This window comes from Pseudomonas huaxiensis (assembly GCF_003231275.1).
Taxonomy (GTDB): Bacteria; Pseudomonadota; Gammaproteobacteria; order Pseudomonadales; family Pseudomonadaceae; genus Aquipseudomonas; species Aquipseudomonas huaxiensis.
Map to the genome: position 1 here is coordinate 72,759 of NZ_QKVL01000022.1, position 20,228 is coordinate 92,986.

At 60.6% G+C, this 20,228-nt stretch carries 19 protein-coding genes and 2 pseudogenes; 12 read left to right on the forward strand and 9 right to left on the reverse strand.

Features of this window, described 5'->3' with window-relative positions; all coding sequences use genetic code 11:
• Nucleotides 1-16: 16 nt before the first annotated feature.
• Entirely contained in the window at nt 17-1,627 is a 1,611-nt protein-coding gene (locus tag DM374_RS20975; protein ID WP_110971619.1) for an AAA family ATPase, read from the forward strand.
• A gap of 189 nt (nt 1,628-1,816) precedes the next feature.
• On the opposite strand, the gene DM374_RS20980 is transcribed toward DM374_RS20975, so the two are convergent.
• Nucleotides 1,817-2,707, reverse strand: a complete 891-nt coding sequence (locus DM374_RS20980; RefSeq protein WP_095158488.1) for a LysR family transcriptional regulator — start codon at nt 2,705-2,707, stop codon at nt 1,817-1,819.
• 171 nt (nt 2,708-2,878) lie between these two features.
• Here DM374_RS20980 and DM374_RS20985 point away from each other — a divergent pair, with 171 nt between their 5' ends.
• The 7 genes and pseudogenes from DM374_RS20985 to DM374_RS21010 all read left to right on the forward strand — a co-directional run bounded on the left by DM374_RS20985 (nt 2,879) and on the right by DM374_RS21010 (nt 10,575).
• Complete coding sequence (locus tag DM374_RS20985) at nt 2,879-3,961, forward strand: 4-oxalomesaconate tautomerase (protein ID WP_110971620.1); 1,083 nt, start codon at nt 2,879-2,881, stop codon at nt 3,959-3,961.
• Between the two features lie 51 nt (nt 3,962-4,012).
• Nucleotides 4,013-5,329, forward strand: a complete 1,317-nt coding sequence (gene dctA, locus DM374_RS20990; protein ID WP_110971621.1) for a C4-dicarboxylate transporter DctA — start codon at nt 4,013-4,015, stop codon at nt 5,327-5,329.
• A gap of 129 nt (nt 5,330-5,458) precedes the next feature.
• The gene (locus DM374_RS20995; protein WP_110971622.1) at nt 5,459-6,763 is read left to right on the forward strand and encodes a CitMHS family transporter; all 1,305 of its coding nucleotides are present in this window, start codon (nt 5,459-5,461) and stop codon (nt 6,761-6,763) included.
• 90 nt (nt 6,764-6,853) lie between these two features.
• Nucleotides 6,854-8,107 (forward strand): OprD family porin, encoded by a 1,254-nt coding sequence (locus DM374_RS21000; RefSeq protein ID WP_110971623.1) that lies wholly within the window; start codon nt 6,854-6,856, stop codon nt 8,105-8,107.
• A 140-nt stretch (nt 8,108-8,247) separates the two neighbouring features.
• Nucleotides 8,248-8,973, forward strand: a pseudogene (locus DM374_RS34415) (cache domain-containing protein); the annotation flags it as partial.
• 285 nt (nt 8,974-9,258) lie between these two features.
• Nucleotides 9,259-9,831 (forward strand): annotated as a pseudogene (locus tag DM374_RS34420) (methyl-accepting chemotaxis protein); the annotation flags it as partial.
• Between the two features lie 213 nt (nt 9,832-10,044).
• Nucleotides 10,045-10,575, forward strand: a complete 531-nt coding sequence (locus DM374_RS21010) for a DUF1569 domain-containing protein (protein WP_110971625.1) — start codon at nt 10,045-10,047, stop codon at nt 10,573-10,575.
• 42 nt (nt 10,576-10,617) lie between these two features.
• On the opposite strand, the gene DM374_RS21015 is transcribed toward DM374_RS21010, so the two are convergent.
• The 7 genes from DM374_RS21015 to DM374_RS21045 all read right to left on the reverse strand — a co-directional run bounded on the left by DM374_RS21015 (nt 10,618) and on the right by DM374_RS21045 (nt 17,131).
• Nucleotides 10,618-11,535, reverse strand: a complete 918-nt coding sequence (locus DM374_RS21015) for a dihydrodipicolinate synthase family protein (RefSeq protein ID WP_110971626.1) — start codon at nt 11,533-11,535, stop codon at nt 10,618-10,620.
• Between the two features lie 21 nt (nt 11,536-11,556).
• On the reverse strand, nt 11,557-12,279 hold the full coding sequence (locus DM374_RS21020) for an amino acid ABC transporter ATP-binding protein (protein WP_110971627.1): 723 nt from the start codon (nt 12,277-12,279) through the stop codon (nt 11,557-11,559).
• Nucleotides 12,272-12,922, reverse strand: coding sequence for an amino acid ABC transporter permease (locus DM374_RS21025; RefSeq protein WP_110971628.1), 651 nt, complete (start codon nt 12,920-12,922; stop codon nt 12,272-12,274). The genes DM374_RS21020 and DM374_RS21025 overlap by 8 nt, the downstream gene beginning before the upstream one ends.
• Before the next feature lie 10 nt (nt 12,923-12,932).
• Nucleotides 12,933-13,598 (reverse strand): amino acid ABC transporter permease, encoded by a 666-nt coding sequence (locus DM374_RS21030; RefSeq protein WP_110971629.1) that lies wholly within the window; start codon nt 13,596-13,598, stop codon nt 12,933-12,935.
• A complete protein-coding gene (gene lhpI / locus DM374_RS21035; protein WP_110971630.1) occupies nt 13,591-15,366 on the reverse strand; it encodes a cis-3-hydroxy-L-proline dehydratase in 1,776 nt (591 codons plus the stop codon). The genes DM374_RS21030 and lhpI overlap by 8 nt, the downstream gene beginning before the upstream one ends.
• A 10-nt stretch (nt 15,367-15,376) precedes the next feature.
• Nucleotides 15,377-16,195 carry an ABC transporter substrate-binding protein gene (locus DM374_RS21040; protein ID WP_110971631.1) on the reverse strand — a complete coding sequence of 273 codons (819 nt, stop codon included), beginning with the start codon at nt 16,193-16,195 and terminating at the stop codon, nt 15,377-15,379.
• Nucleotides 16,196-16,456: 261 nt separating this feature from the next.
• A complete protein-coding gene (locus tag DM374_RS21045; RefSeq protein ID WP_110971632.1) occupies nt 16,457-17,131 on the reverse strand; it encodes a GntR family transcriptional regulator in 675 nt (224 codons plus the stop codon).
• A gap of 5 nt (nt 17,132-17,136) precedes the next feature.
• Between DM374_RS21045 and DM374_RS33230 the strand changes: the two genes are divergently transcribed.
• Entirely contained in the window at nt 17,137-17,283 is a 147-nt protein-coding gene (locus DM374_RS33230; protein WP_157969731.1) for a hypothetical protein, read from the forward strand.
• Between the two features lie 256 nt (nt 17,284-17,539).
• Complete coding sequence (locus DM374_RS21050; protein WP_110971633.1) at nt 17,540-18,529, forward strand: DNA-binding protein; 990 nt, start codon at nt 17,540-17,542, stop codon at nt 18,527-18,529.
• 3 nt (nt 18,530-18,532) lie between these two features.
• Here DM374_RS21050 and DM374_RS21055 read toward each other — a convergent pair whose 3' ends face one another.
• On the reverse strand, nt 18,533-19,048 hold the full coding sequence (locus DM374_RS21055; RefSeq protein ID WP_110971634.1) for a GNAT family N-acetyltransferase: 516 nt from the start codon (nt 19,046-19,048) through the stop codon (nt 18,533-18,535).
• A 120-nt stretch (nt 19,049-19,168) separates the two neighbouring features.
• On the opposite strand from DM374_RS21055, the gene DM374_RS21060 reads away from it, so the two are divergent.
• On the forward strand, nt 19,169-19,378 hold the full coding sequence (locus DM374_RS21060) for a hypothetical protein (RefSeq protein WP_110971635.1): 210 nt from the start codon (nt 19,169-19,171) through the stop codon (nt 19,376-19,378).
• 82 nt (nt 19,379-19,460) lie between these two features.
• Nucleotides 19,461-20,204, forward strand: coding sequence for an enoyl-CoA hydratase (locus DM374_RS21065; RefSeq protein WP_110971636.1), 744 nt, complete (start codon nt 19,461-19,463; stop codon nt 20,202-20,204).
• Nucleotides 20,205-20,228 lie beyond the last annotated feature (24 nt).

Sequence of the window (20,228 nt, forward strand, 5' to 3'; positions counted from 1 at the left end):
CGCAGGGATAACAAGCATGAGCCGTACCAAGCAGATAACAGATTACCTCAAAGCGCGTTATGCTATTTTGGTCATCGAGACTTTCGAGGAAGAGCGGGCGCTCAATGAGATTTCTGAAATCGCCAAGGCACTTAGCCATCGTCTGTTCATTTGGAGCTCGACGCTAGGCGTCCAGATAAATGGTGTCGTGGCCGGGGATAAAACCTTTGACTTCAAACTCGCCTTGGACTTTTGCGAAGAAAAGGCCAAGGATGAGGACAGCAAGAATATTTTTGTTTTTTGTGATGCCCATAACTATCTGACCTCAGGCTCGAATCCAGTCTATCGTCGTCGACTTCGAGATCTGGCCATAAACATCCGCTCACGTGGATATCGAAGCAACTGCATTATCGTGGCGCCCAGCGTTGAAATTGCCAACGACCTTCAAAAGGAAATCACGTTGATTGATTTCCCCTTGCCATCAAGGGATGAAATCAAGGATCAGATAAATAAGTTTGTTAACTCATGGCAAGGCAATGGCAACGTCAAGATTGATCTTTCTAACGCCGCCAAAGATAAACTCATTGACGCCGCCCTGGGTTTGACGGGGTTGGAAATTGACAATAGTTTGTCTCGTTCATTGGTATCCAGCCTGAGCGTGAGTGAACATACGGTAAAAGACCTGCTTTTCGAAAAAAGACAAATCATACGAAAAACCGGTATTTTGGAGTACATCGACTCAACGGTGAATCTTGAGGATGTTGGCGGGTTGGCAACGCTCAAGAAGTGGCTCAATTTGCGTAGCCAGTGTTTTGGTCGGATGGCTCAGGAGTTCGGTGTCGGAACCCCTAAGGGGCTGCTCTTGACGGGAGTTCCTGGTTGTGGAAAGTCTTTAACGGCGAAGTGTGTATCGTCGTCGTGGAATATGCCGTTATTGCGCCTGGATATGGGAAAAATCTTCCAGGGGGTGGTTGGCTCTTCAGAGTCCAATATTCGATCCGCATTACGTACTGCCGAAGCTATTTCACCCTGTATCCTATGGATCGATGAAATTGAAAAAGGACTTTCCGGCTCTTCCGGAGGCGCATCTGATGGTGGTACAGCTACACGTGTATTCGGAACACTGTTGACGTGGATGCAAGAAAAAACGGCGCCTGTTTTTGTGTTTGCTACCGCGAACAATATCAACAGCTTGCCGCCGGAGCTGTTGAGAAAGGGGCGGTTCGACGAAATATTTTTCGTTGATTTCCCGTCGACATCGGAACGAAAGAAGATTCTTGAAATACACCTGAAGAAATTGAACCGTGACCCGAAAAAATTTGATTTGGACCGATTGTCTGCTCTTGGCGGCGAGTCGAATTTTGGTAAAGACATTGTGCTTTCTGGCGCCGAGATCGAAGCGTGGGTTGGCGACTCGCTGATTGAAGCATTCTCACGGCGGATGAATGACTCCGGCGATGTAAGCGACCTGACTATGGCTGATTTCGAAACCACTATTTCGCGTTTGGTACCAATGAGCAAAATGCGCAAGGACGAGTTTGCCAAACTTCGTGATTGGGCGAATCACAATGCGATTAGCGCATCGGCTATGGTTGCCGGTCAGAATGATACGGAAACTCAAATCGGCGGCCGGCAAATTGATTTTTAATCTGCAATGGTCTTGCGGTAGGTAAAGCTTATTAGCAGAGGTGGGTGGCTCGGAGAAGATGGAGTGACATGGACGCTGGTTGATGTCGGCGTCCGCTACGCCCCGCGCACCCTGCAATTGTCGGCGACGATCGATTTCTGATATGCCGCAGCGCATCGCGCCGAGCCGGCGCGATGTGCCGCTACCGGATTATTGCGGCCACTGTTCCAGCAGGATCGACACGAACTTTTCCGCCGCCGGCGACAACGACGCCCCCCGCCGATAGACCAGCCCTAAGGTGCGGTTGACCACCGGATCGCTCAGCGGAATGCTCACCAGAGTGGGGTGGTCTGCCGCCGGCATGGCCAGGCTCGGCATCGCCGAGACCCCAAGTCCTGCTTCCACCATGCCCAGCGATGTCGACAGGTGCTGCACCTCGTAGAACCATTGCGGGCGCCAACTCAACCCCGACAAGGCGTGATCCAGCAGCATGCGGTTGCCGCTCAGGCGACCCACGCCGATCAGGCGGTAATCACTCAACTCGGACCAAGTGATGGAGGCGCGGCTGGCCAGTTCATGGTCGCGCCGGCAGGCCAGCACGAACGGCTCGTTGACCAGCGGAACGAACTCGATGTCCGGGTGCTGGCCACTCATCATGTTGATGCCGAAGTCGGCTTCGCCGCGCAGCACCGCCTCCAGCCCTTCATTGGCACTGAGGTCGAGCAGGCGGATGCGGATTTTCGGGTAGCGCTCGTTGTACAGGCGAATCACCGACGGCAGGAAATAGAACGCGGCCGTGGGAATGCAGGCGAGGGTGACCTGGCCGACCTGGCGCTCGGCGAGTTCACGGATATTGAGAATCGAGTCGTCGAAATCATCCAGCAGACGCCGCGCTTTGGGCAGGAAGTCCCGGCCCACACTGGTCAGGCTGACTTTGCGCGTGGTGCGGTCGAGCAGGGCAGTGCCCAGCCCTTCTTCGAGCTTCTTGATGCGCCGGCTGAGGGCCGGTTGAGACAGGTGCAGCGCGTCCGCTGCCTCGTGGAAGCTGCCAAGTTCGGCGATTTTCACGAAAGATCGAATGTCCTGAAGCTCGTATTCCATTAGGTTGCCTCAACGAAGAAAGGGCGTGCGGAGCGCGTGTCCCACCTTAATCAAATCATGCGCCAATCGCAATAATCGCTCTGATCTTTGCATTTGAATGACTGTAACTTCCCTGACACTCTTGCTCCCAGAACATCAAACAACCCGATTGATTAGCAAGAGTTGGTAATCATGCAACGAATTCCTTGTGTGCTGATGCGCGGTGGCACCTCCAAAGGGCCGGTATTTCTGGCCTGGGACTTGCCTGCTGCCGTGGAAGAGCGCGATGAGCTGCTGCTCGACCTGATGGGCTCGGGTCACGAACTGGAAATCGACGGCATTGGCGGCGGCAGCCCGCAAACCAGCAAGGTAGCGATTGTCAGCCCGTCGCTGCACGGAGACGCAGACGTGGACTACCTGTTTGTTCAGGTGATGGTCGCCGAGCGCCGGGTCGACACCGCGCCCAATTGCGGCAACATGCTCTGCGCCGTCGGCCCATTCGCCATCGAGCAGGGCCTGGTGAAGGCCAAGGGCGAGCGGACCCGTGTGCGTATTCGCAACCTCAACACCGGCACCTTCGTCAACGCCGACGTGCAAACGCCGGGAGGTCAGGTCAACTACGAAGGCAACACCGCTATCGACGGCGTCCCCGGGACTGCCGCCCCGGTTCAGTTGACCTTCCTCGACGCTGCAGGCAGCAAGACCGGCAAACTGTTTCCCACCGGCCAAGCCCGTGATCTGATCAACGGCATCCCGGTAACCTGCATCGACATGGCCATGCCCATGGTGCTGATCGAGGCCAGCGAAATGGGCAAGCGCGGCGATGAAACCCCGGCCGAACTGGACAGTGACGTCGATTTCCTCAAGCGTCTGGAAAGCCTGCGATTGCAAGCAGGGCTGGCGATGGGCCTGGGCGATGTCAGCGACAAGGTGATTCCCAAGCCGGTGCTGGTTTCCAGGCCGGTTGCCGGCGGTACGCTCTCGGTGCGTTACTTCATGCCGCACAAATGTCACCGGGCGCTGGCGATCACCGGCTCCATCGGACTGGCGACTGCATGCGCCACGCCTGACAGCGTCGTGGCCGGGTTGCTGGGCGACGGCGCCGAAGCCAGACCGACCCGCGTACGCATCGAGCACCCCAGTGGCGGCATCGATGTGGTCCTGACGTATACCGGCAAGAACGGCGAGACCATCCGCGCCTCGGTGGTCCGCACGGCTCGCAGGCTGTTCTCGGGAATGGTCTACGCGCCAGTTTCCCAACGGTTGGTCGGCTGATCGGGCCAACCCACTCAATGCATCAGCACAATTCCAAAAACGGGTGATGCCATGAAAGTCGTTAAATCGCTCTACTTCCAAATTGTCTGTGCCGTGCTGCTGGGCGTGCTGGTCGGGCATTTCTGGGCCCAGCAGGCGATTGCCCTGAAGCCGCTGGGTGATGCCTTCATCAAACTGGTGAAGATGATGATCGCGCCGGTGGTGTTCTGCACCATCGTGACCGGCATCGCCGGAATGAGCGACAAAGCCTCGCTGGGTCGCCTGCTGAGCAAGACCATGCTGCTGTTTCTCGGGCTCACGGTGGTCAGTCTGATGATCGGCCTTGCGGCGGTCTACCTGTTCCAGCCCGGCGCCGGAATGAACATCGACCCCACCCAGTTGAGCACCGCAGGCTTGTCCCAGTACACCGACTCGGCGGCGAAGCTGAATGTGGTGGACTTCTTCATGCACATCATCCCGGACACCTTCATTGGCGCGTTCAACAAAGGTGAAGTCCTGCCGGTGCTGTTTATCGCCGTGCTCAGCGGGTTCGCCTTGTCGTCCCTGGGCGAGCGCGGCAAGCCGGTGCTGGCGGTGCTTGAGTCGGCCTCGCACATGGTGTTCAAGATCTTCGCCTACCTGATGCGCTTCGCCCCGATCGGCGCCTTCGGTGCCCTGGCCTTTACCGTGGGCCAGTACGGCATCACCTCGTTGGGCTCGCTGGCCAAGCTGATCATGACCCTGTACATCGCCTGCGGCTTCTTTGTTGTCGTGGTACTGGGCAGCATCTGCCGCGCCAACGGTTTCAGCCTGTGGAAACTGTTGCGCTATCTGCGCGAGGAATTCCTGGTGGTGCTGGGGACATCGTCCACTGAACCGGTGATGCCGCGCATGCTGGAAAAACTCGAGGCGCTGGGCTGCAAGAAGAGCGTCGTCGGACTGGTCCTGCCCACCGGCTACTCGTTCAACCTTGATGGCACAGCGATCTATCTGTCCCTGGCGGCGATCTTCATTGCCCAGGCGTGCAATATCGAACTGGGCGCCGGACAGGTCATTACCATGCTGGCGATCATGCTGCTGTCGTCCAAGGGCGCCGCCGGCGTCACCGGCAGCGGCTTCGTCGCCCTGGCCTCGACCTTGACGGTGATCCACGACATTCCCCTGGCTGGCCTCGCGTTGCTGATCGGCATCGACCGGTTCATGTCCGAAGCCCGGGCCCTGACCAGCCTGGCCAGTAATGCCGTCGCTACCGTGGCCATCGCCATTTCGGAAAAAGCCTGCGACCGCCAGGTGCTGCTCGACACCCTGGATGGCAAGGTTGCGCCGCCGGCGGTGGTCAAACCTGAGGATGCGTCCTGGCAGAGCAGCAACGCGCCCGGACACAGCTAAACCGTCTAACCCCCTCAAAAAACGCTCGTTAACGTCCGCGCCGGGCCCCGTTGATCGGGACGCCCAGCGCCAAGGAGGCCGTGCGCCCGCGCGTCGGCCAAGCTGCCAATAACAACAAGAGAATTCACTATGCTCGCTCTGCTCGGCCTCGCCATGGTGGTGGTGTTCACCTACCTCATCATGACCAAGCGCCTGTCTCCGATTGTCGCGCTGACTGTGGTACCGATCGTCTTCGCCGTTATCGGTGGCTTTGGCGGCACCACCGGCAAAATGATGCTCGACGGCCTGAAAATGGTCGCTCCCTCGGCGGCGCTGCTGCTGTTCGCGATCTTGTTCTTCGGCTTGATGATCGACGCCGGCCTGTTCGATCCGCTGATCCGCAAGATCCTCAAACGGGTCAACGGCGACCCGATGAAGATCGCCATCGGTACCGCGCTGCTGTCGCTGGTGGTTGCTTTGGACGGTGATGGCACCACCACCTACATGATCACCTGCGCCGCCATGTTGCCGCTGTACAAGCGCATCGGCATGAACCCGATGATCCTGGCCACGATCGCCATGCTGTCGTTGAGCATCATGAGCGGCATGACGCCGTGGGGTGGACCGGCAACCCGCGCCATCGCGGCATTGGGGCTGGACGCCGGGGAATACTTCGTGCCCTTGCTACCGACCATGATCGGTGGCGCGATGTGGGTCGTGTTCACTGCCTTCTTGCTGGGCCGTGCCGAACGCAAGCGCATCGGCAATATCCAACTGCAAAGCGGCGGTGGCGACTGCTACATCAACCAGATTCTCGGTGACACCCCGCACAAGCGTCCCAAGCTGGCTTACGTCAACCTGGTGCTGGTGATCGCGGTGATGATTGCGCTGGTGATGGGGGTCATGCACTCGGCGATTCTGTTCCTGATCGGTTTCGTCGTGGCACTGATGATCAACTACCCGCAACTGGACATCCAGAAAGAGCGCATCCTCGCCCACTCGGGCAACGCCATGACCGTGGTGCTGCTGGTGTTTGCCGCGGGCGTCTTCGCCGGGATCTTCTCGGGCACCAAGATGGTCGACGCCATGGCGCAAACCCTGGTGGAGTGGATTCCTCCGTCGTGGGGGCACCTGTTCCCGTTGGTGGTGGCCATCACCAGCATGCCGCTGACCTTCGTGTTGTCCAACGATGCCTACTACTTCGGCGTGGTGCCGATCCTGGCCAATGCCGCAGCGGCTTATGGCATTGATCCGGTGGAAATCGCCCGGGCGTCGATCCTTGGCCAGCCGGTGCACCTCATGAGCCCGCTGGTGGCCTCGACCCTGTTGCTGGTGGGCATGGTCGACCGCGACATCGGCGACTTCCAGCGCGCCACGGTCAAGTGGGCGGTGCTCACCTCGCTGGTGGTGACCGCGCTGGCCCTGCTGACCGGCGCCATCAGCCTGTTTACCTGACGTACCCCCGTTTCCCTCCTTCTGGCACGCCCCCGATCCCGCGGGCGTCTGCCGGGCTGCGCCTTCAATAACAACAATGAGTCGCCTGTCATGAACACTCTGCTTATCCGCGGTGCCGTGTTTCCTCTGTTCGCGCTGCTGCCGCTGGCAGCCGCCAATGCCGAAGGCTTTGTCGAGGACAGCAAGCTGAAGCTGCAACTGCGCAACGTCTACTTCAATGAGAACTTCCGTGACGAACACGGCATGAGCGCCCGTGCGGCGAGCACCGCCAAAAGCGAACGGACCGAGTGGGCCCAGGGCTTTCTGCTCGATTATCAGTCCGGCTTTACCGCCGGCACCGTAGGCGTGGGCGTCGATGCCATGGGCCTGTCGGGTTTCAGGCTCGATTCGGGCCGCGGTCGCAGCGGCACGGGATTGATGCCGGTGCATGACGATGGCCGCGCCGCCGACGCGTTCGCCAGCGCTGGCGTGACCGCCAAGGCGCGGTTTGCCAAGACCACGGTCAAGTACGGCACCTTGCTGCCAAAGACGCCGGTACTGATCTACAACGATGCGCGCCTGCTGCCGCAAACCTACCAGGGCGCGCAGGTCACCAGTACCGACATCGACAACCTGACCCTCACCGGCGGGCACCTCGACCGCTTCAAGCTGCGTGACTCCACCGACAGCGTGCCGCTGGTGCCGGACGGCTACAGCGGTGACAAGAGCGGTGACTTCAACTATGCCGGGGCCGATTACAAGCTCGGCAAGAACCTGCGCCTGAGCTATTTCCATGGGGAGCTGGAAAACTTCTACCGGCAGCATTTCGCCGGCATCCAGCACGACCTGCCGCTTGGCCCTGGCGTGCTGACCAGCGACCTGCGTTATTTCCGCAGCTCCGATACCGGTTCGGCGTACAGCGGCAAGATCGACAACGACATGCTCAGCGGGTTGCTGTCCTACGCCGTGGCCGGCCACACCTTCAACGCCGGCTACCAGAAACTCAGTGGCGATGCGGGCCTTCCTTATATAAGCGGCGCGACCGTCTACTCCTTCAGTAACGTCGGCATCGGCAAGTTCATCGAGGAAGACGAGAAAACCTGGATGCTCGGCTACGGCTATGACTTCGCGAAGGTCGGCGTGCCCGGCCTGACGTTCTCCGCCCGCTACCTGAGCGGGACCGACGGCAAGTCCAACAGCACGATCAACGAATGGGAGCGTGATACCGAACTGGCCTACGTGGTGCAGTCCGGCACCTTCAAAGGACTGGGCGTGAAGCTGCGCAACTACGTCTACCGCTCCGATTTCTCCCGTGGCCGGGACAGCAACCGCGTTTACCTGACCTACGACATCGTCCTCTGGTAAGCCGCGCCGACGGTCAGGGTATTCATGGGTCTGGGTAAAGGAAGAGAGCCGTGTCATTCAAATCGAAAATGCTGTTGCTGACCCTGTTGCCTGTGCTGGTATTCGCGGTACTGCTCGGCGTAGCCACCAGCGTCACGCTGATGGTTCGCGCCGAGCAGGACGTGGCCGAAACCCGCGAACGCCTGTTGGCCGAGCCCCGCGAGCGGCTTGCCGACTACGCGAGTATCGCCCGTACGGCAGTGGCGGATCTCTATGAGCAGGCGACGCCCGGAGATCTGAGCGGGCGGGCGCTGGCCATCGCCCGGCTGTCAGGGATGAAGTACGGCGATGACGGCTATTTCATCGGTTACGACAGCCAGGTCGTACGCCTGTTTCGCGGCGACAGCGGTGAGGGTGTCGGAATCAATATGAGTGAGCGCAAGGACAAGAATGGCGTCTATCTCAACCGCGAGATGGTGGCGGCCGCGAAAAGCGAACGCCATTTCGTCAGCTATTCAGGCGCGTTGATCGACACCGCACGGGTGGTGCCCAAGCTCGCCTACAGCTTTTACCTGCCCAAGTGGGACATGGTGGTGGTCACCGCCGTCAATCTTGACCGTATCGAGGCGCGGGTTGTCGAGGTCAGGGCTCACCTCGCCGAGCGGATGCGCAGCCTGATCGGCGGGATCGCGCTGGTGACGCTGGGGTTGCTCGGAGTCATCGCTATTCTGGCCCGGCTGCTGGTCAACGGCAGCCTTCGGCCATTGGGCCGGATTCGCGCGCATCTCGATGAAATCGCTGCCGGCGAAGGTGACCTGACCCGCCGTCTACCGGTGACAAGGGATGACGAGTTCGGCCGGCTCGGGGTGTCGTTCAACGCCTTCGTCGACAAGATTCATGCGCTGGTCAGTCAAAGCGTGGCGATGGCGCAACAATTGGGCGGCGCGGTGGACGAGGTGGCGGAGCAATGCCGGCGGATAGATCAGGCCATGGAGCGTCAGCGCCAGGAAACCGAACAGGTGGCGGCCGCGGTCAATCAGATGTCGGCGGCGGCGCAGGAAGTCGCGGTCAGCGCCCAGCACGCCTCGGACGCCGCACTGCAAACCGACCAGCAATCCCGGCATGCTCGCCAGGTGGTGGATGCCAGCAGCGTAAAGATCCAGTCCCTGAGCGCCAACCTGTCTGACGCGGGAAGTGCCTTGCAGGGATTGCAGGCCGATGTGGCGGCAATCGTCACCGTACTCGACGTCATCCGCTCGATTGCCGGTCAGACCAATCTGCTGGCGCTCAATGCCGCCATTGAGGCAGCCCGGGCCGGTGAGGCGGGGCGTGGCTTTGCGGTGGTCGCCGACGAAGTCAGGGCGCTGGCCAGTCACACCCAGCGCAGCACCGAGGAAATCCAGGTCACCCTGGAACGGCTGGAGCGGGCCACCGGCAGCGTGGTGGGTTCCATGCACCAGTCCACCGAGGCTGGCGAGGGCGCGAGTGCCCAGGCCGGCCAGGCCGACCGGGCGCTGGGCGAGATTGTGGCGTTGATCACCACAATCAACGAGATGAATGCCCATATCGCCAGCGCCGCCGAGGAACAGACGTCGGTGGCGGTGGAAATCAACCGCAGCGTCCATCAGATCGCCAACACCACTGACAGCGTTGCCGACCAGACCCAAAGCAGCGTCCAGACCGTGGATGCGCTGCGCACCATCGGCCAGCGCCTGCAGGGCCTGTTGGGTCAGTTCCGGATTTGAGCGGCGGCTTGATTCTCTGGACTGTGGTGGAAAGCCAATACGATGAGAGCATGCGCAGGAAAATACCGCGCTCTGTCGCTCTTCTCATGGTGGTGGCTAGTGGCTATATTGCGTCGGGATCAGCCATATCTGTGCTGGAGAAACATGCGCCCAGTTGCTGGGCGTCGTAGCCGCCTTGTGACAGGCCCTTTGCAACGCAACGGAGCGCATGTAATGAACAGACGACAGGTATTGAAGTTGTCGGCGTTGGGCAGTGTGGTGGCCCTCAGTGCGGGTTTTGCAGCTTTACCCACAGGCGACAGGCCTGGGCTGCTGAGCATCGAGGGCGCGCAAAGATTTTTACGCACGCTAGAGGGGCAGTCATTGGTGAGCCTCAAAGGCTGGGGGCCAGCAGAGGTGTTCAACCACTGCGCACAGAGCATCGAATACTCAATGACGGGCTACCCGGAACTCAAACCGGCTTGGTTCCGCAGCAGTGCAGGCCCGCTAGCGTTTAGTGTATTTTCGGCGCGAGGGGCTATGCGCCACCCATTGGGCGAGATCATTCCTGGCGCGCCTGCGCTGGGTGAGCCGGCCACCCAGGCTCTCGCGCTCAGTCGTTTGCAGACGGCCTTCAGCGAATTCTCCGCCTACCCAGGCGAGTTGCAGCCACACTTCGCGTACGGCACGTTGAGCCACGCGGACTACGTCGAGGCACATGTAATGCATCTTTATAACCACATGAGCCTGATTCGCCTGGCGTAGACAACAACGGACCGTCTCTAGGAAGGCGGCCCGGGCAATGACTCAGAGACCGACGTCCGGCAGAGCAGGGCGGTTGTCCAGGCATTTGCGCATGATCGCCTGGACATAATCATGTTCTTCCTTGAGCAACGCTAGGCGCGGCGGTCGGGTCAGGGCACTGCCACGCCCAACGATCTCTTCACACAGCTTGATGCACTGCACCAGGTCGGCGCGGGCATCCAGGTGCAGGATCGGCATAAGCCACTGGTAGATCGTCATGGCCTCGGCAAAGCGTCCGGCCCTGGCCAGGCGGAAGATCGTTTCGCCTTCCCTGGGGAACACGTTGGACATGCCTGAGACCCAGCCTTCGGCGCCCACGGCGATGCTCTCCAGAACGACGTCGTCGAGCCCGGCAAACAGCACGAAGCGGTCACCCACTTCATTGCGTACGTCGATGAAGCGGCGGGTGTCACCCGAGGAGTCCTTGAAACACACCACGTTGTCGCAGTCGGCCAGCGAAATCAGGATCTCGGCGGTGACGTCGTTCTTGTAGATCGGCGGGTTGTTGTAGACCATCAGCGGCACGTCAGCGTGCCTGGCAACGTAGCGGTAGTGTTCGGCGGTTTCGTGGGGCTTGGAACCATAGACCAGCGCGGGCATCAGCATCACGCCATCAACGCCGACCTGGCGCACGGCATTGGCGGTTTTCGCGGCGGCAATGCTGGTGAATTCGGCTACCCCGCAGATCACCGGCACCCGACCACCAGAGGCATCCACCGCGACTTCGGTGACGGCGATTTTTTCTTCAGTGGTCAGCGAGGTGTTTTCGCCAACCGAGCCACACACCACCAGCCCCGAAACACCGTCACGGATGACGTTGGAGATGACCTGATGGGTCTTCTCGTAGTTGATCGAGAAGTCGTCATTGAATTGGGTCGTGACCGCGGGAAACACGCCGCTCCAGTTTACGCGCTTGCTCATGATTGCCTCCGGGGCTGAGGGTTACTTGACCGACTTGAGGAACTCGGCGGTTTCTGGCTTGAGCGGGTTGCCGATGACCTGATCGGGCGAGCCGATCTCGTGCACCAGGCCGTTACGGAAGAACGCCACACGGTCGGATACATCCCGGGCAAAGCGGATTTCATGCGTCACCAGGACCATGGTCATGCCGTCTTCGGCCAGCATGCGCATGGTGTCCAGCACTTCGCCGACCAGTTGCGGGTCGAGGGCCGAGGTGGCTTCATCGAACAACATATAGTCCGGCGACATGGCCAAGGCGCGGGCAATCGCCATACGTTGTTGCTGGCCACCGGATAGCTTGCCGGGGAACACCTTGAGCTTTTCAGCGAGGCCGACGTGGGTCAGTTGCCTCACGGCCAGTTCTTCGGCTTCCTGCTTGCTTTTGCCGAGTACCTTGCGCGGTGCCAGCATGACGTTCTCAAGCACCGTCAGGTGTGGGAAGGCGTTCCACTGCTGGAACACGATGCCGATCTTTTGCCGCAGCCGGTTGAGGTCGCAGGCCTTGTCGTGCACTTCGATACCGTCGACGCGGATACTGCCTTTCTGGATCGGTTCAAGGCCGTTGATGCACATCAGCAGGGTGGATTTTCCGGAGCCGGAGCCGCCAATGATCGAAACCACTTCGCCCTTGCTCACCGTCAGGCTGACGCCCTTGACCACTTCGAGATTGCCGAAGGATTTGTGTACGTTGTCGATCTCAATCATTTTCTTGCCACCTTCTTTCCAGACGAGCGCCCAGGCGTGCAACCACCAGGCTCATGACGTAGTAAATGAGGCCGGCGATGCACAGCACCAGCAGCGGCTCCTGAATACGGGTAACGATGGTTTGTGAAGCGCGCAGCAGTTCGATGATGCCGATCCACATCACCAGGGCGGTGTCTTTCATGACCCCGAGCACCAGGTTCAGCCAGCCGGGGAAGGCCACGCGGGTGGCCATCGGCAGGACGATGTAGCGCAGGTCCTGAAAAAAGCTCAGGCCCAGCGAGCGGCTGGCCCGGCGCACCGACGGTGACACCGACAGGACGCCCCCGCGCACCACTTCGGTGAAGTACGCGGCGGTGTAGACAGCAAGCACGATGCAGCCGACGGTGAACGCGCTGATGTTCAGGCCGACGATGCTCTTGAACGCGTTGAACAGCACGAACTGGATCAGCAACGGTACGCTGCGAAACACGTCGAGCACCCATGCCAGTGGCAGGCTGGCCCTGGGTGCCAACGCCCGAAGCAGGCCGAACAACAGGCCGGCGAAAGAGCCCAGCAGGATCGCCCAGAAGGTCAGTTGCAGAGTGACCCAGGCGCCGTCGAGCATGAACAGCAGGTCGTTCCAGGTAAAACCGGTAGTGAGCATGAACAGGTCCTCAGTAGCGGAACAGCCGCCAGGCCAGGAGCCGGGCTACCGCAACGATCGCTTTGGCGATCAGGTAATACAGCACCGCCGCGATGGCGAAGAACTCGAAGGTGCGGAAGGTCTTGACGTTGTATTCCTGGGTTACCCCGGTGAGGTCGTTGTTGAGGCCGACGACGACCCCGAGCGAAGTCATCAGCACTGCCCAGACCATCTGGTTGCTCAACGGGTAGAACACAATGCGCAGCAACTGCGGCACGACAATCATCCGGTAGGCCTGGAAGGCACTCATGCCCAGCGAGCGGGCGGCACGTATCTGGGTGGCAGGCACAGCCTTGAGGCCACCGCGAAAGTTCTCCGCCAGGTAACCGGCATTGTTGAAGGTAATCCCGGCCAGCAGAGCCACCCACGAGCTGACGTGCAAGCCCATCGAGCCGAGGCCGAAATACAGGATGTAGATCTGGAACAGCGACGGCGTGTTGCGCGCAATCGACACCCAGCCATTGCCGAAACCACGCAGCAACGGGTGGCGTGCTTCGCGCATGACCGTCAGCGCCAGGGCGATCAGCACGCCGAAAATCATCGACAACGCGGCGGTCTCGAACGTCACCCAGGCGCCGTTGAGCATGTCGGGCAGCGCCCGCAACGCTGCGCGCCACTGGAAGGTGTAGTCAAACATGGGGCAGTGTCTCCTCTGGTACGGCAGGTTCCAGCCAGGCTGGCAGACGACCGCTGGCCCTGGCGGAGCAAGCGGCATCGACACATTCGGCGAGATTGGCGAAATGCACCGAACGGCCAACCAGCCCCGGTGCGTAATGGGCGTATTTGCCCGAGTTGGTCATCAGCGTGCGCGCCTGCGGCGGGATCACCGGTTCACCGAGCATGCACCAGCAGGTGTCCGTCACCAGTTGCACGCCGAAGTCTTGCAGCACCGCGATGTGGCCGGCCTTGCGCGCCTGTTCCAGCACCTCGCGCCCGCTGGTGACGGCGATGACCACTGCCGGGTGTTTGTGCCGGCCCTGGCATAGCTGGGCCAACCGGGCGAACTCGCTCAAGGAAAAGTGCGGGTTGCCCAGCGACACCACATCGACTTCGGCGCTGCAGGCGCTGTTCAGCTCTCGCCAGCTCACGAGCAGGTCGCTCAGGCGCACGGTTTCAACGGTCGCCGAGGTATCGGCTGCCAGCACCTGGGCCGGGTCAAGCGCTTCGGGGGTTACCCCGGCAATGTGAAACAGCGGCGCGCTGGGGGTCGTGGCAAATGCCGCGCCGAACGCCTTGAGGTCATCAAGACTCGGTGCGGCAAGCTCCAGTCCCAGCAACAGAGGGATGCGGCCGCCGGCCATGAGGCCGATGTGGTAACCGAGCAGTGGGTAGAAGGCATCGTCGAGGTTGCTTGCCGCAGGCACCCTGACCTGCCATTGCGCCTTGCGCTGAGTGTCCAGGTGGCAGCCGATCAACGGCGCACGGCCCGTCAGGGCAATGCAGATATCAAGGTAATCGGGATACTTCAAGGTGCGCGCGCCGAGCACGCTGTTGGCGTACACCACCGCATTCGACTCGGCCCAACCGATGTGCTCACCCAGCGTTGGCGCGCTGTCGAGCAGGTAGGGCGCGCAGGTGAAACTGACCTGCGCACCCATGGCCATGTAGATATCGCCCAGCGTACTGGCCGGTATGCCCAGCGCGGGATCGATACCTTGTTGAAGCCAGCGCCGCTGGTCGACGGAAATCGCGTTGAGGGTGGTCGGCACGCGTACCGCCGCGCCCCAGCGCATCAACTGTTGAGCAAAATGCAGGCTGGCCGGGCCGGTGTAGATACAGCCATCGATGTGCGCCTGGCAGATGTCCAGCAACTGTGTGGCACCCTGTAACTGCGCCATGCGCACCACCAGCTGCATGGCCACCTGAGTGGCCTTGCCGTACTTGCCATCAAGCATGGCCAGATCATCACTGCTCAGTTGCACGCTGGAGGGCGCGCGCTCGATAGTCGCGGAGCGCGCATGCCAGAGGTCGGCCGGCGCGTGTTCATACAGGTTCAGGACCTCGTTATCGACCCTTGCATAGGCGCCGCCCTGCAAGCGTGCGAAATCTTCCTTGCCGATGCACAGCACCGGCAGGGAGCGCTCGAACAAAGCCTCGGCGACGAACACGCCCAGAGTCAGGATTTCATCGGCTTCAGCCAGCACCAGGGCGGCCGGCGCATGGCCGTTGCTGATCAATTCCATCAGCACGCTGCTGCCGGTGCACGAACCACGGCCACTGGGGATCGCCAGTACTCGCCCGGCCAGCAACTGGCCGCTGAGCGGGTGATGGCGGTCGATCACTTCACCGGTGAACGAATCGACGCCGCCCCAGAAACTCAGGCCGACCTCGGCGAACAGCAGTTCACCTTGGGCCGCACCTGCGACCAGGCTGCGCCCGGTCAACTGGATGACTGAACCTGACATGGCCGGTGCCTCAGTAGTAGACGTGCGGGACGGTCAGGTCGGTCGGTGGAATATCAGTGCCGACCCATTTGACGAACAACTCTTTATAGCGCCCGGTGCGTACCTGCTGATTGACGAACAGGTTCAGGTAGTTGAGCAGGCCGTACTCGTTGCGCTTGGCCCCCAGGGAAACGAAGTCGACCACGTAAGGTGCGTTGCCAGCGACCTTGAGGTTCTTGTACTTGCCAGACTTCAGGGTGGCCGCGGCAACGGTGTTGGTCACCACGGTGGCGTCGATATGTCCCTGGGCAACGGCCAGGATGGTGTCGTTCTGCGACTGGTAGGCGCGGAAGCTGCCGGTGCCCCAGCTCTTCACGTCTTTTTCCAGGGCGAGGGCTTCAAAGGTACCGCTGGTGTTGCCCAGGGCTTTGCCTTTGATGTCGTCGAAGCTATTGATGCCGGTGTTATCGCGGGTCAATACAACCATCTGGAAGGCGAAGTACGGGATGGTCAGGCCGACGGTCTTGGCCCGTTCGAGGGTGTCGGAGGTGGAGGCGACGATCACGTCAGCGCGACCGGAGATCAAGGCGGGGATGCGATCGGGGAAGGGGGTTTCGACGATTTCAGCATCGACCCCGAGGACTTTTGCCAGGTCATTGCAATAGTCCACATCGAAACCTGCGGGGGCGTTGCTGGCGTCACGGAAACCCATCGGTGGGAAGTCCAGTGTCACTGCGCAGCGCAGTTTGCCGGAGCCGATGATGTCGTCCAGCTTGTCTGCCTGAGCGGTGGCCATAAAGCTCGAACCAAGTACTGCGCTGAGGGCTAAAGCGAGGGATTGCTTTTTCATGGAGGCCTCGTGTTGGTTTGCACTGAATATCGGATTAGGAATTTCGTATACGATATAAACATAGCAACAGGCGTGCCTGTTTTTGGCTCGTCGGCGGTAATCATTCGTAGGTCGTTGTGGGATAAGCCTTACAGGCTGATTGCTGACTCGGAGGTCCGGTCAGGCGCTGGCTGACGGTGTTACATATCGGAGCATGGCGGGGAACTCATGCCCCTCGAGGGAACACCGGTGACACTTGTGCTGGAGGGTGGTTGCGGGCGCTCACTTACCGGCGCTGGGCAGATGTTCGAACAGTGTTTTACACACCCCGGCGATGTGCTCATCGAGAAGCGCTACTGCTCGTTCCACATCACCGTCACGGCAGGCCTGAAGAATCTCGCGATGCTCATGATCGGCGCGGTCCTTGCCGGAAGACAGGCTCATCTGCATGCGCAGGTAACGCTCCAGCTTGTCGTTGACCGAACGAATCAGATTCACCAGAAACGGCCGTTGCGCAGGCTCATACAGGCAGGCATGCAGTTCCCAGTTGAGCTCCGCCCAGCGTCCCACGTCGTTTTCGCCGATGAATTCCTGGCAGATCGCCTCGGCCTGCTGAAAAGTGGCTTCGGTCATGTTTGGAATGGCAAGGCGCAGCGCCTTGTCTTCGAGCAGCATGCGCACTTCGAACATCTGCGCCAGTTCCGACTCCGACATGCGCGTGACCATTGCTCCGCGATTGCGCTGGAACATCACCAGCCCCTCGGCCTCAAGACGCTTGAGTGCCTCGCGTACGGGAATCTTGCTGACGTTGAACTGGCTGGCGACGTCGTCCTGACGGATGGGTTCGTCTTCGGCGAATTGCCCGGCGACGATGGCGTCGCGTAGATGCCGGGTGATGATTTCCGAGGTGGAGGGGATGTTGCCCAGGTCCGGTGCGTTGAGTCGAGGTGGTTTCACGGTGCATGGCCGGTCTGAAGGAAGTTGCGGATATGGTATACGAGATTTTTATCCGCATCGCGAGCAATGCCTTAAGGGGCATTGCTCGCGCCTTTGCGCTGCCGGCGTTCCGCCAACTCCCCCGCATGCTCGTCTTGCATCAGGCGTCCTGATCACAGCACCTGTTCACCTGATCCGCAGGGCGCTAGTGCCGGCTTGGCCACTTTCTTGGCCGACCTCTTATGAAACAGCTCTCACTTTTGATTAAACGAGGCATCTGCCCACTTTCTGACGGGTGAAAACTGCCTCTGATTTGATAAATCGTTATTATTTCACCTTAATTTTCATCAAGACATGAAAATTAATTTGATCTTTTTGGTATGTAAATACATGATACGTACCACATTATGAAATAGCAGGAACACAGACATGGCCCGCGGTGGTATCAACAAAGCAGTCGTGCACAAGGCCCGTCAGGCGATCCTGGCCCGGGGCGAGCATCCGAGCATCGATGCGGTGCGTATCGAACTGGGCAATACCGGATCGAAAACCACCATTCATCGCTACCTCAAAGAGCTGGAAATCCAGAAGCCGCCCGCTACCACCAGCGTGCCGGACCTCAGTTCATCGCTGATGAGCCTGGTAAAGCAGTTGGCGGAGCAGTTGCGTGAAGAAAGCGACGCCTGTGTCGAAGAGGCGCAAAAGTCGTTCGATGTGGAAAACGCTGTGCTGAAAGGGCAGTTGCAGGAAAGCCAGCAAGCACTGGCAGCGGCGCAGCAGCAATTGCAGATCCAGGGCGCGGCGCTGGCCGCTGAATCCGCGGAACTGGCCACTGCCCGCAGCAGCCTGCAGAGCGAACACACGCGCAATGCCACGCTGAGTCAGGCGGTTGGTGAGCTGAATGTGCGCCTGGCCGACAAGGACGAGCAGATCGCCTCGCTGGAAGACAAGCACCAGCACGCCCGCGATGCACTGGAACACTACCGTACCGCCAGCCGTGAGCAGCGCGAGCAGGATCAGCGCCGGCACGAAGCGCAGGTTCAGCAGTTGCAGACGGAGCTGCGTCAGTTGCAGCAGACCCTGGTCATCAAGCAGGACGAAACCACCCGGCTCAACCGTGACAACGAGCGGTTGTTGGTGGAGGCGCGGCATATCCAGCGCGAATGCCAGCACCTCAAGGACCAGCAAGAGCAACACGCGCTGGAAACCCGCACCCTCAGCGCCAATCTGGCGCAGTCCCAGGGCGCGCGCGAAGAACTGCAGCGCCAGTTCCAGTCCCAGGGCCAGCAACTGGAACTGGTGGGCGGCGAACGGCGCCAGCTACTCAAGCAGGTGGAATTGCTGGAACAAACGATCGAGGCCTTGCGCGCCGCGCAGCAGGCAGCGGCCGAAGCCGAGAAAGGGCAAGAACAGCAGTAGTGTTCAGGCCGGGACGGACAATGCTTTGCACATTGCGCAACGTCCCGGCAGCCCAAGCGCGTGCTCATGGGCTATTTGCTGCTGCAGAAAGCCCTTCAACTGCCCGTCGTCCAGGCAGGTGAAACCCAGCCGGGCATAGAAGGGCGCGTTCCACGGCACCTCCCTGAACGTCGTCAGGGTCAATGCCGTGAAGCGTTGCGCCTGAGCCCACGCCTCGGCAGTGGCAATCAACTCCCGCCCCAGGCCTTGTCCTTGATGGCTGCGTGCCACGGACAATTCATCGATGTGCAAGCCGTCGTCCTGAATGCTTGCACAGAGAAAACCCAGTGGCCGGTCCTGCTCATCCACCGCCACCCAGAGCAGGCCTTTGTTGATGAACCCCAAGTGTTCTTCGACGCTCAGCACCTGATGGGCCGCGACCCACACCAACCGCTCAACGGCAAGAAACGCCTCTGCTGCCGAACGCTCGATGGCGGGCAGCAGGTGTGCATCCTGGGGGTGAGCTGGGCGGACAGGCATGGTGATCTCCCTCGGTAGCGGCTTGCCACTTTAACAGCGTTGCTCCGTTGATCGGCTGCCCGGCACTCCGGGTTCTGTTGCCCCTTCCAATGATCAGGCACCCCAACCGAGGACCGCATCATGCACTCGCCCAAAGATGACCCGCTCTGGAAAGACCCACTGAACAACCCGCAACGCGGCACCGATCCGGTCACCGACCCCAACGTCAACGGTGATCCTCAGCGCTCGGAAGAACCCACCGATATCGAGCGTGTGCCGGATGATCCGGAGCAAGGCACGCCCGTGCCCGAGCCGGACCAGCCGACGCCGCTCTCGGATGAGCGACGCTGACGCTTCACGCCTACTCAATCCGGACGTTTCGCGGCTGATGGGGGCGGGGTATTGCTGGGCCCCGTCAATCAGCGAGAGTGTCATGACCGACATCCTGACCCGTGAGGACTCCGGCGTCCTCATCATCACCTTCAACCGCGAAGCCAAGAAAAACGCCCTGACCGTGCCCATGTACCAGCGCCTGACCGAGCTGCTTCAACAGGCGCAACACGACCCGGCACTGGCCGTGGTGCTGTTTCAGGGCAGCGAGCAGGTGTTCAGCGCCGGCAATGATCTGGCCGATTTCATCAGCAATCCGCCTGACCGCCTTGATGCGCCAGTCTGGGAGTTTTTGCGTACCGTCAGCAGTTTCCCCAAACCGCTGGTGGCCGCGGTCTGCGGCGTTGCCGTGGGCATCGGCACCACGCTGCTGTTGCATTGCGATCTGGTGCATGCCAGCAGCAACGCGCGCTTCAGTCTGCCGTTCGTCAATCTCGGGCTGTGTCCCGAAGCCGGCTCCAGCCTGTTGCTGCCCCGCGTGTTCGGTTATCAGCGGGCTGCCGAGGCATTGTTGTTCGGCGAGCCGTTCGACGCCGAGGCGGCGTTGCAGGCTGGGTTGGTCAATCGGGTGCTGGAACCTGCGCAGGTGCTCGACAGCACCCTGGCCCGGGCGCGCACGCTGGCGACCAAGCCACTGGCAGCATTGATGGAAGCCAAACGCCTGCTGAAGAGTGCCGATGCGCCCGCCCTGCGCGAGCGTATTGATGAGGAAGCGCGCGTTTTCGCGCGGATGCTTGAAACCGACACGGCCCGTCAGGCCATCACCGGTTTCAGCAATCGGCGTTGAGGGAAAGGGTCGATAGCGCTGACA

Coding starts and splice junctions, on each gene's coding strand:
- DM374_RS21025 (WP_110971628.1), bottom strand. CDS start 12,922: ATGCTCACTACCGGTTTTACCTGGAACGACCTGCTGTTCATGCTCGAC.
- DM374_RS20995 (WP_110971622.1), top strand. CDS start 5,459: ATGCTCGCTCTGCTCGGCCTCGCCATGGTGGTGGTGTTCACCTACCTC.
- lhpI (WP_110971630.1), bottom strand. CDS start 15,366: ATGTCAGGTTCAGTCATCCAGTTGACCGGGCGCAGCCTGGTCGCAGGT.
- DM374_RS21020 (WP_110971627.1), bottom strand. CDS start 12,279: ATGATTGAGATCGACAACGTACACAAATCCTTCGGCAATCTCGAAGTG.
- DM374_RS20975 (WP_110971619.1), top strand. CDS start 17: ATGAGCCGTACCAAGCAGATAACAGATTACCTCAAAGCGCGTTATGCT.
- DM374_RS20985 (WP_110971620.1), top strand. CDS start 2,879: ATGCAACGAATTCCTTGTGTGCTGATGCGCGGTGGCACCTCCAAAGGG.
- DM374_RS21060 (WP_110971635.1), top strand. CDS start 19,169: ATGCACTCGCCCAAAGATGACCCGCTCTGGAAAGACCCACTGAACAAC.
- DM374_RS21040 (WP_110971631.1), bottom strand. CDS start 16,195: ATGAAAAAGCAATCCCTCGCTTTAGCCCTCAGCGCAGTACTTGGTTCG.
- DM374_RS21065 (WP_110971636.1), top strand. CDS start 19,461: ATGACCGACATCCTGACCCGTGAGGACTCCGGCGTCCTCATCATCACC.
- DM374_RS21010 (WP_110971625.1), top strand. CDS start 10,045: ATGAACAGACGACAGGTATTGAAGTTGTCGGCGTTGGGCAGTGTGGTG.
- DM374_RS21000 (WP_110971623.1), top strand. CDS start 6,854: ATGAACACTCTGCTTATCCGCGGTGCCGTGTTTCCTCTGTTCGCGCTG.
- DM374_RS21015 (WP_110971626.1), bottom strand. CDS start 11,535: ATGAGCAAGCGCGTAAACTGGAGCGGCGTGTTTCCCGCGGTCACGACC.
- DM374_RS21050 (WP_110971633.1), top strand. CDS start 17,540: ATGGCCCGCGGTGGTATCAACAAAGCAGTCGTGCACAAGGCCCGTCAG.
- DM374_RS33230 (WP_157969731.1), top strand. CDS start 17,137: ATGGCCGGTCTGAAGGAAGTTGCGGATATGGTATACGAGATTTTTATC.
- DM374_RS21055 (WP_110971634.1), bottom strand. CDS start 19,048: ATGCCTGTCCGCCCAGCTCACCCCCAGGATGCACACCTGCTGCCCGCC.
- DM374_RS21030 (WP_110971629.1), bottom strand. CDS start 13,598: ATGTTTGACTACACCTTCCAGTGGCGCGCAGCGTTGCGGGCGCTGCCC.
- DM374_RS20980 (WP_095158488.1), bottom strand. CDS start 2,707: ATGGAATACGAGCTTCAGGACATTCGATCTTTCGTGAAAATCGCCGAA.
- dctA (WP_110971621.1), top strand. CDS start 4,013: ATGAAAGTCGTTAAATCGCTCTACTTCCAAATTGTCTGTGCCGTGCTG.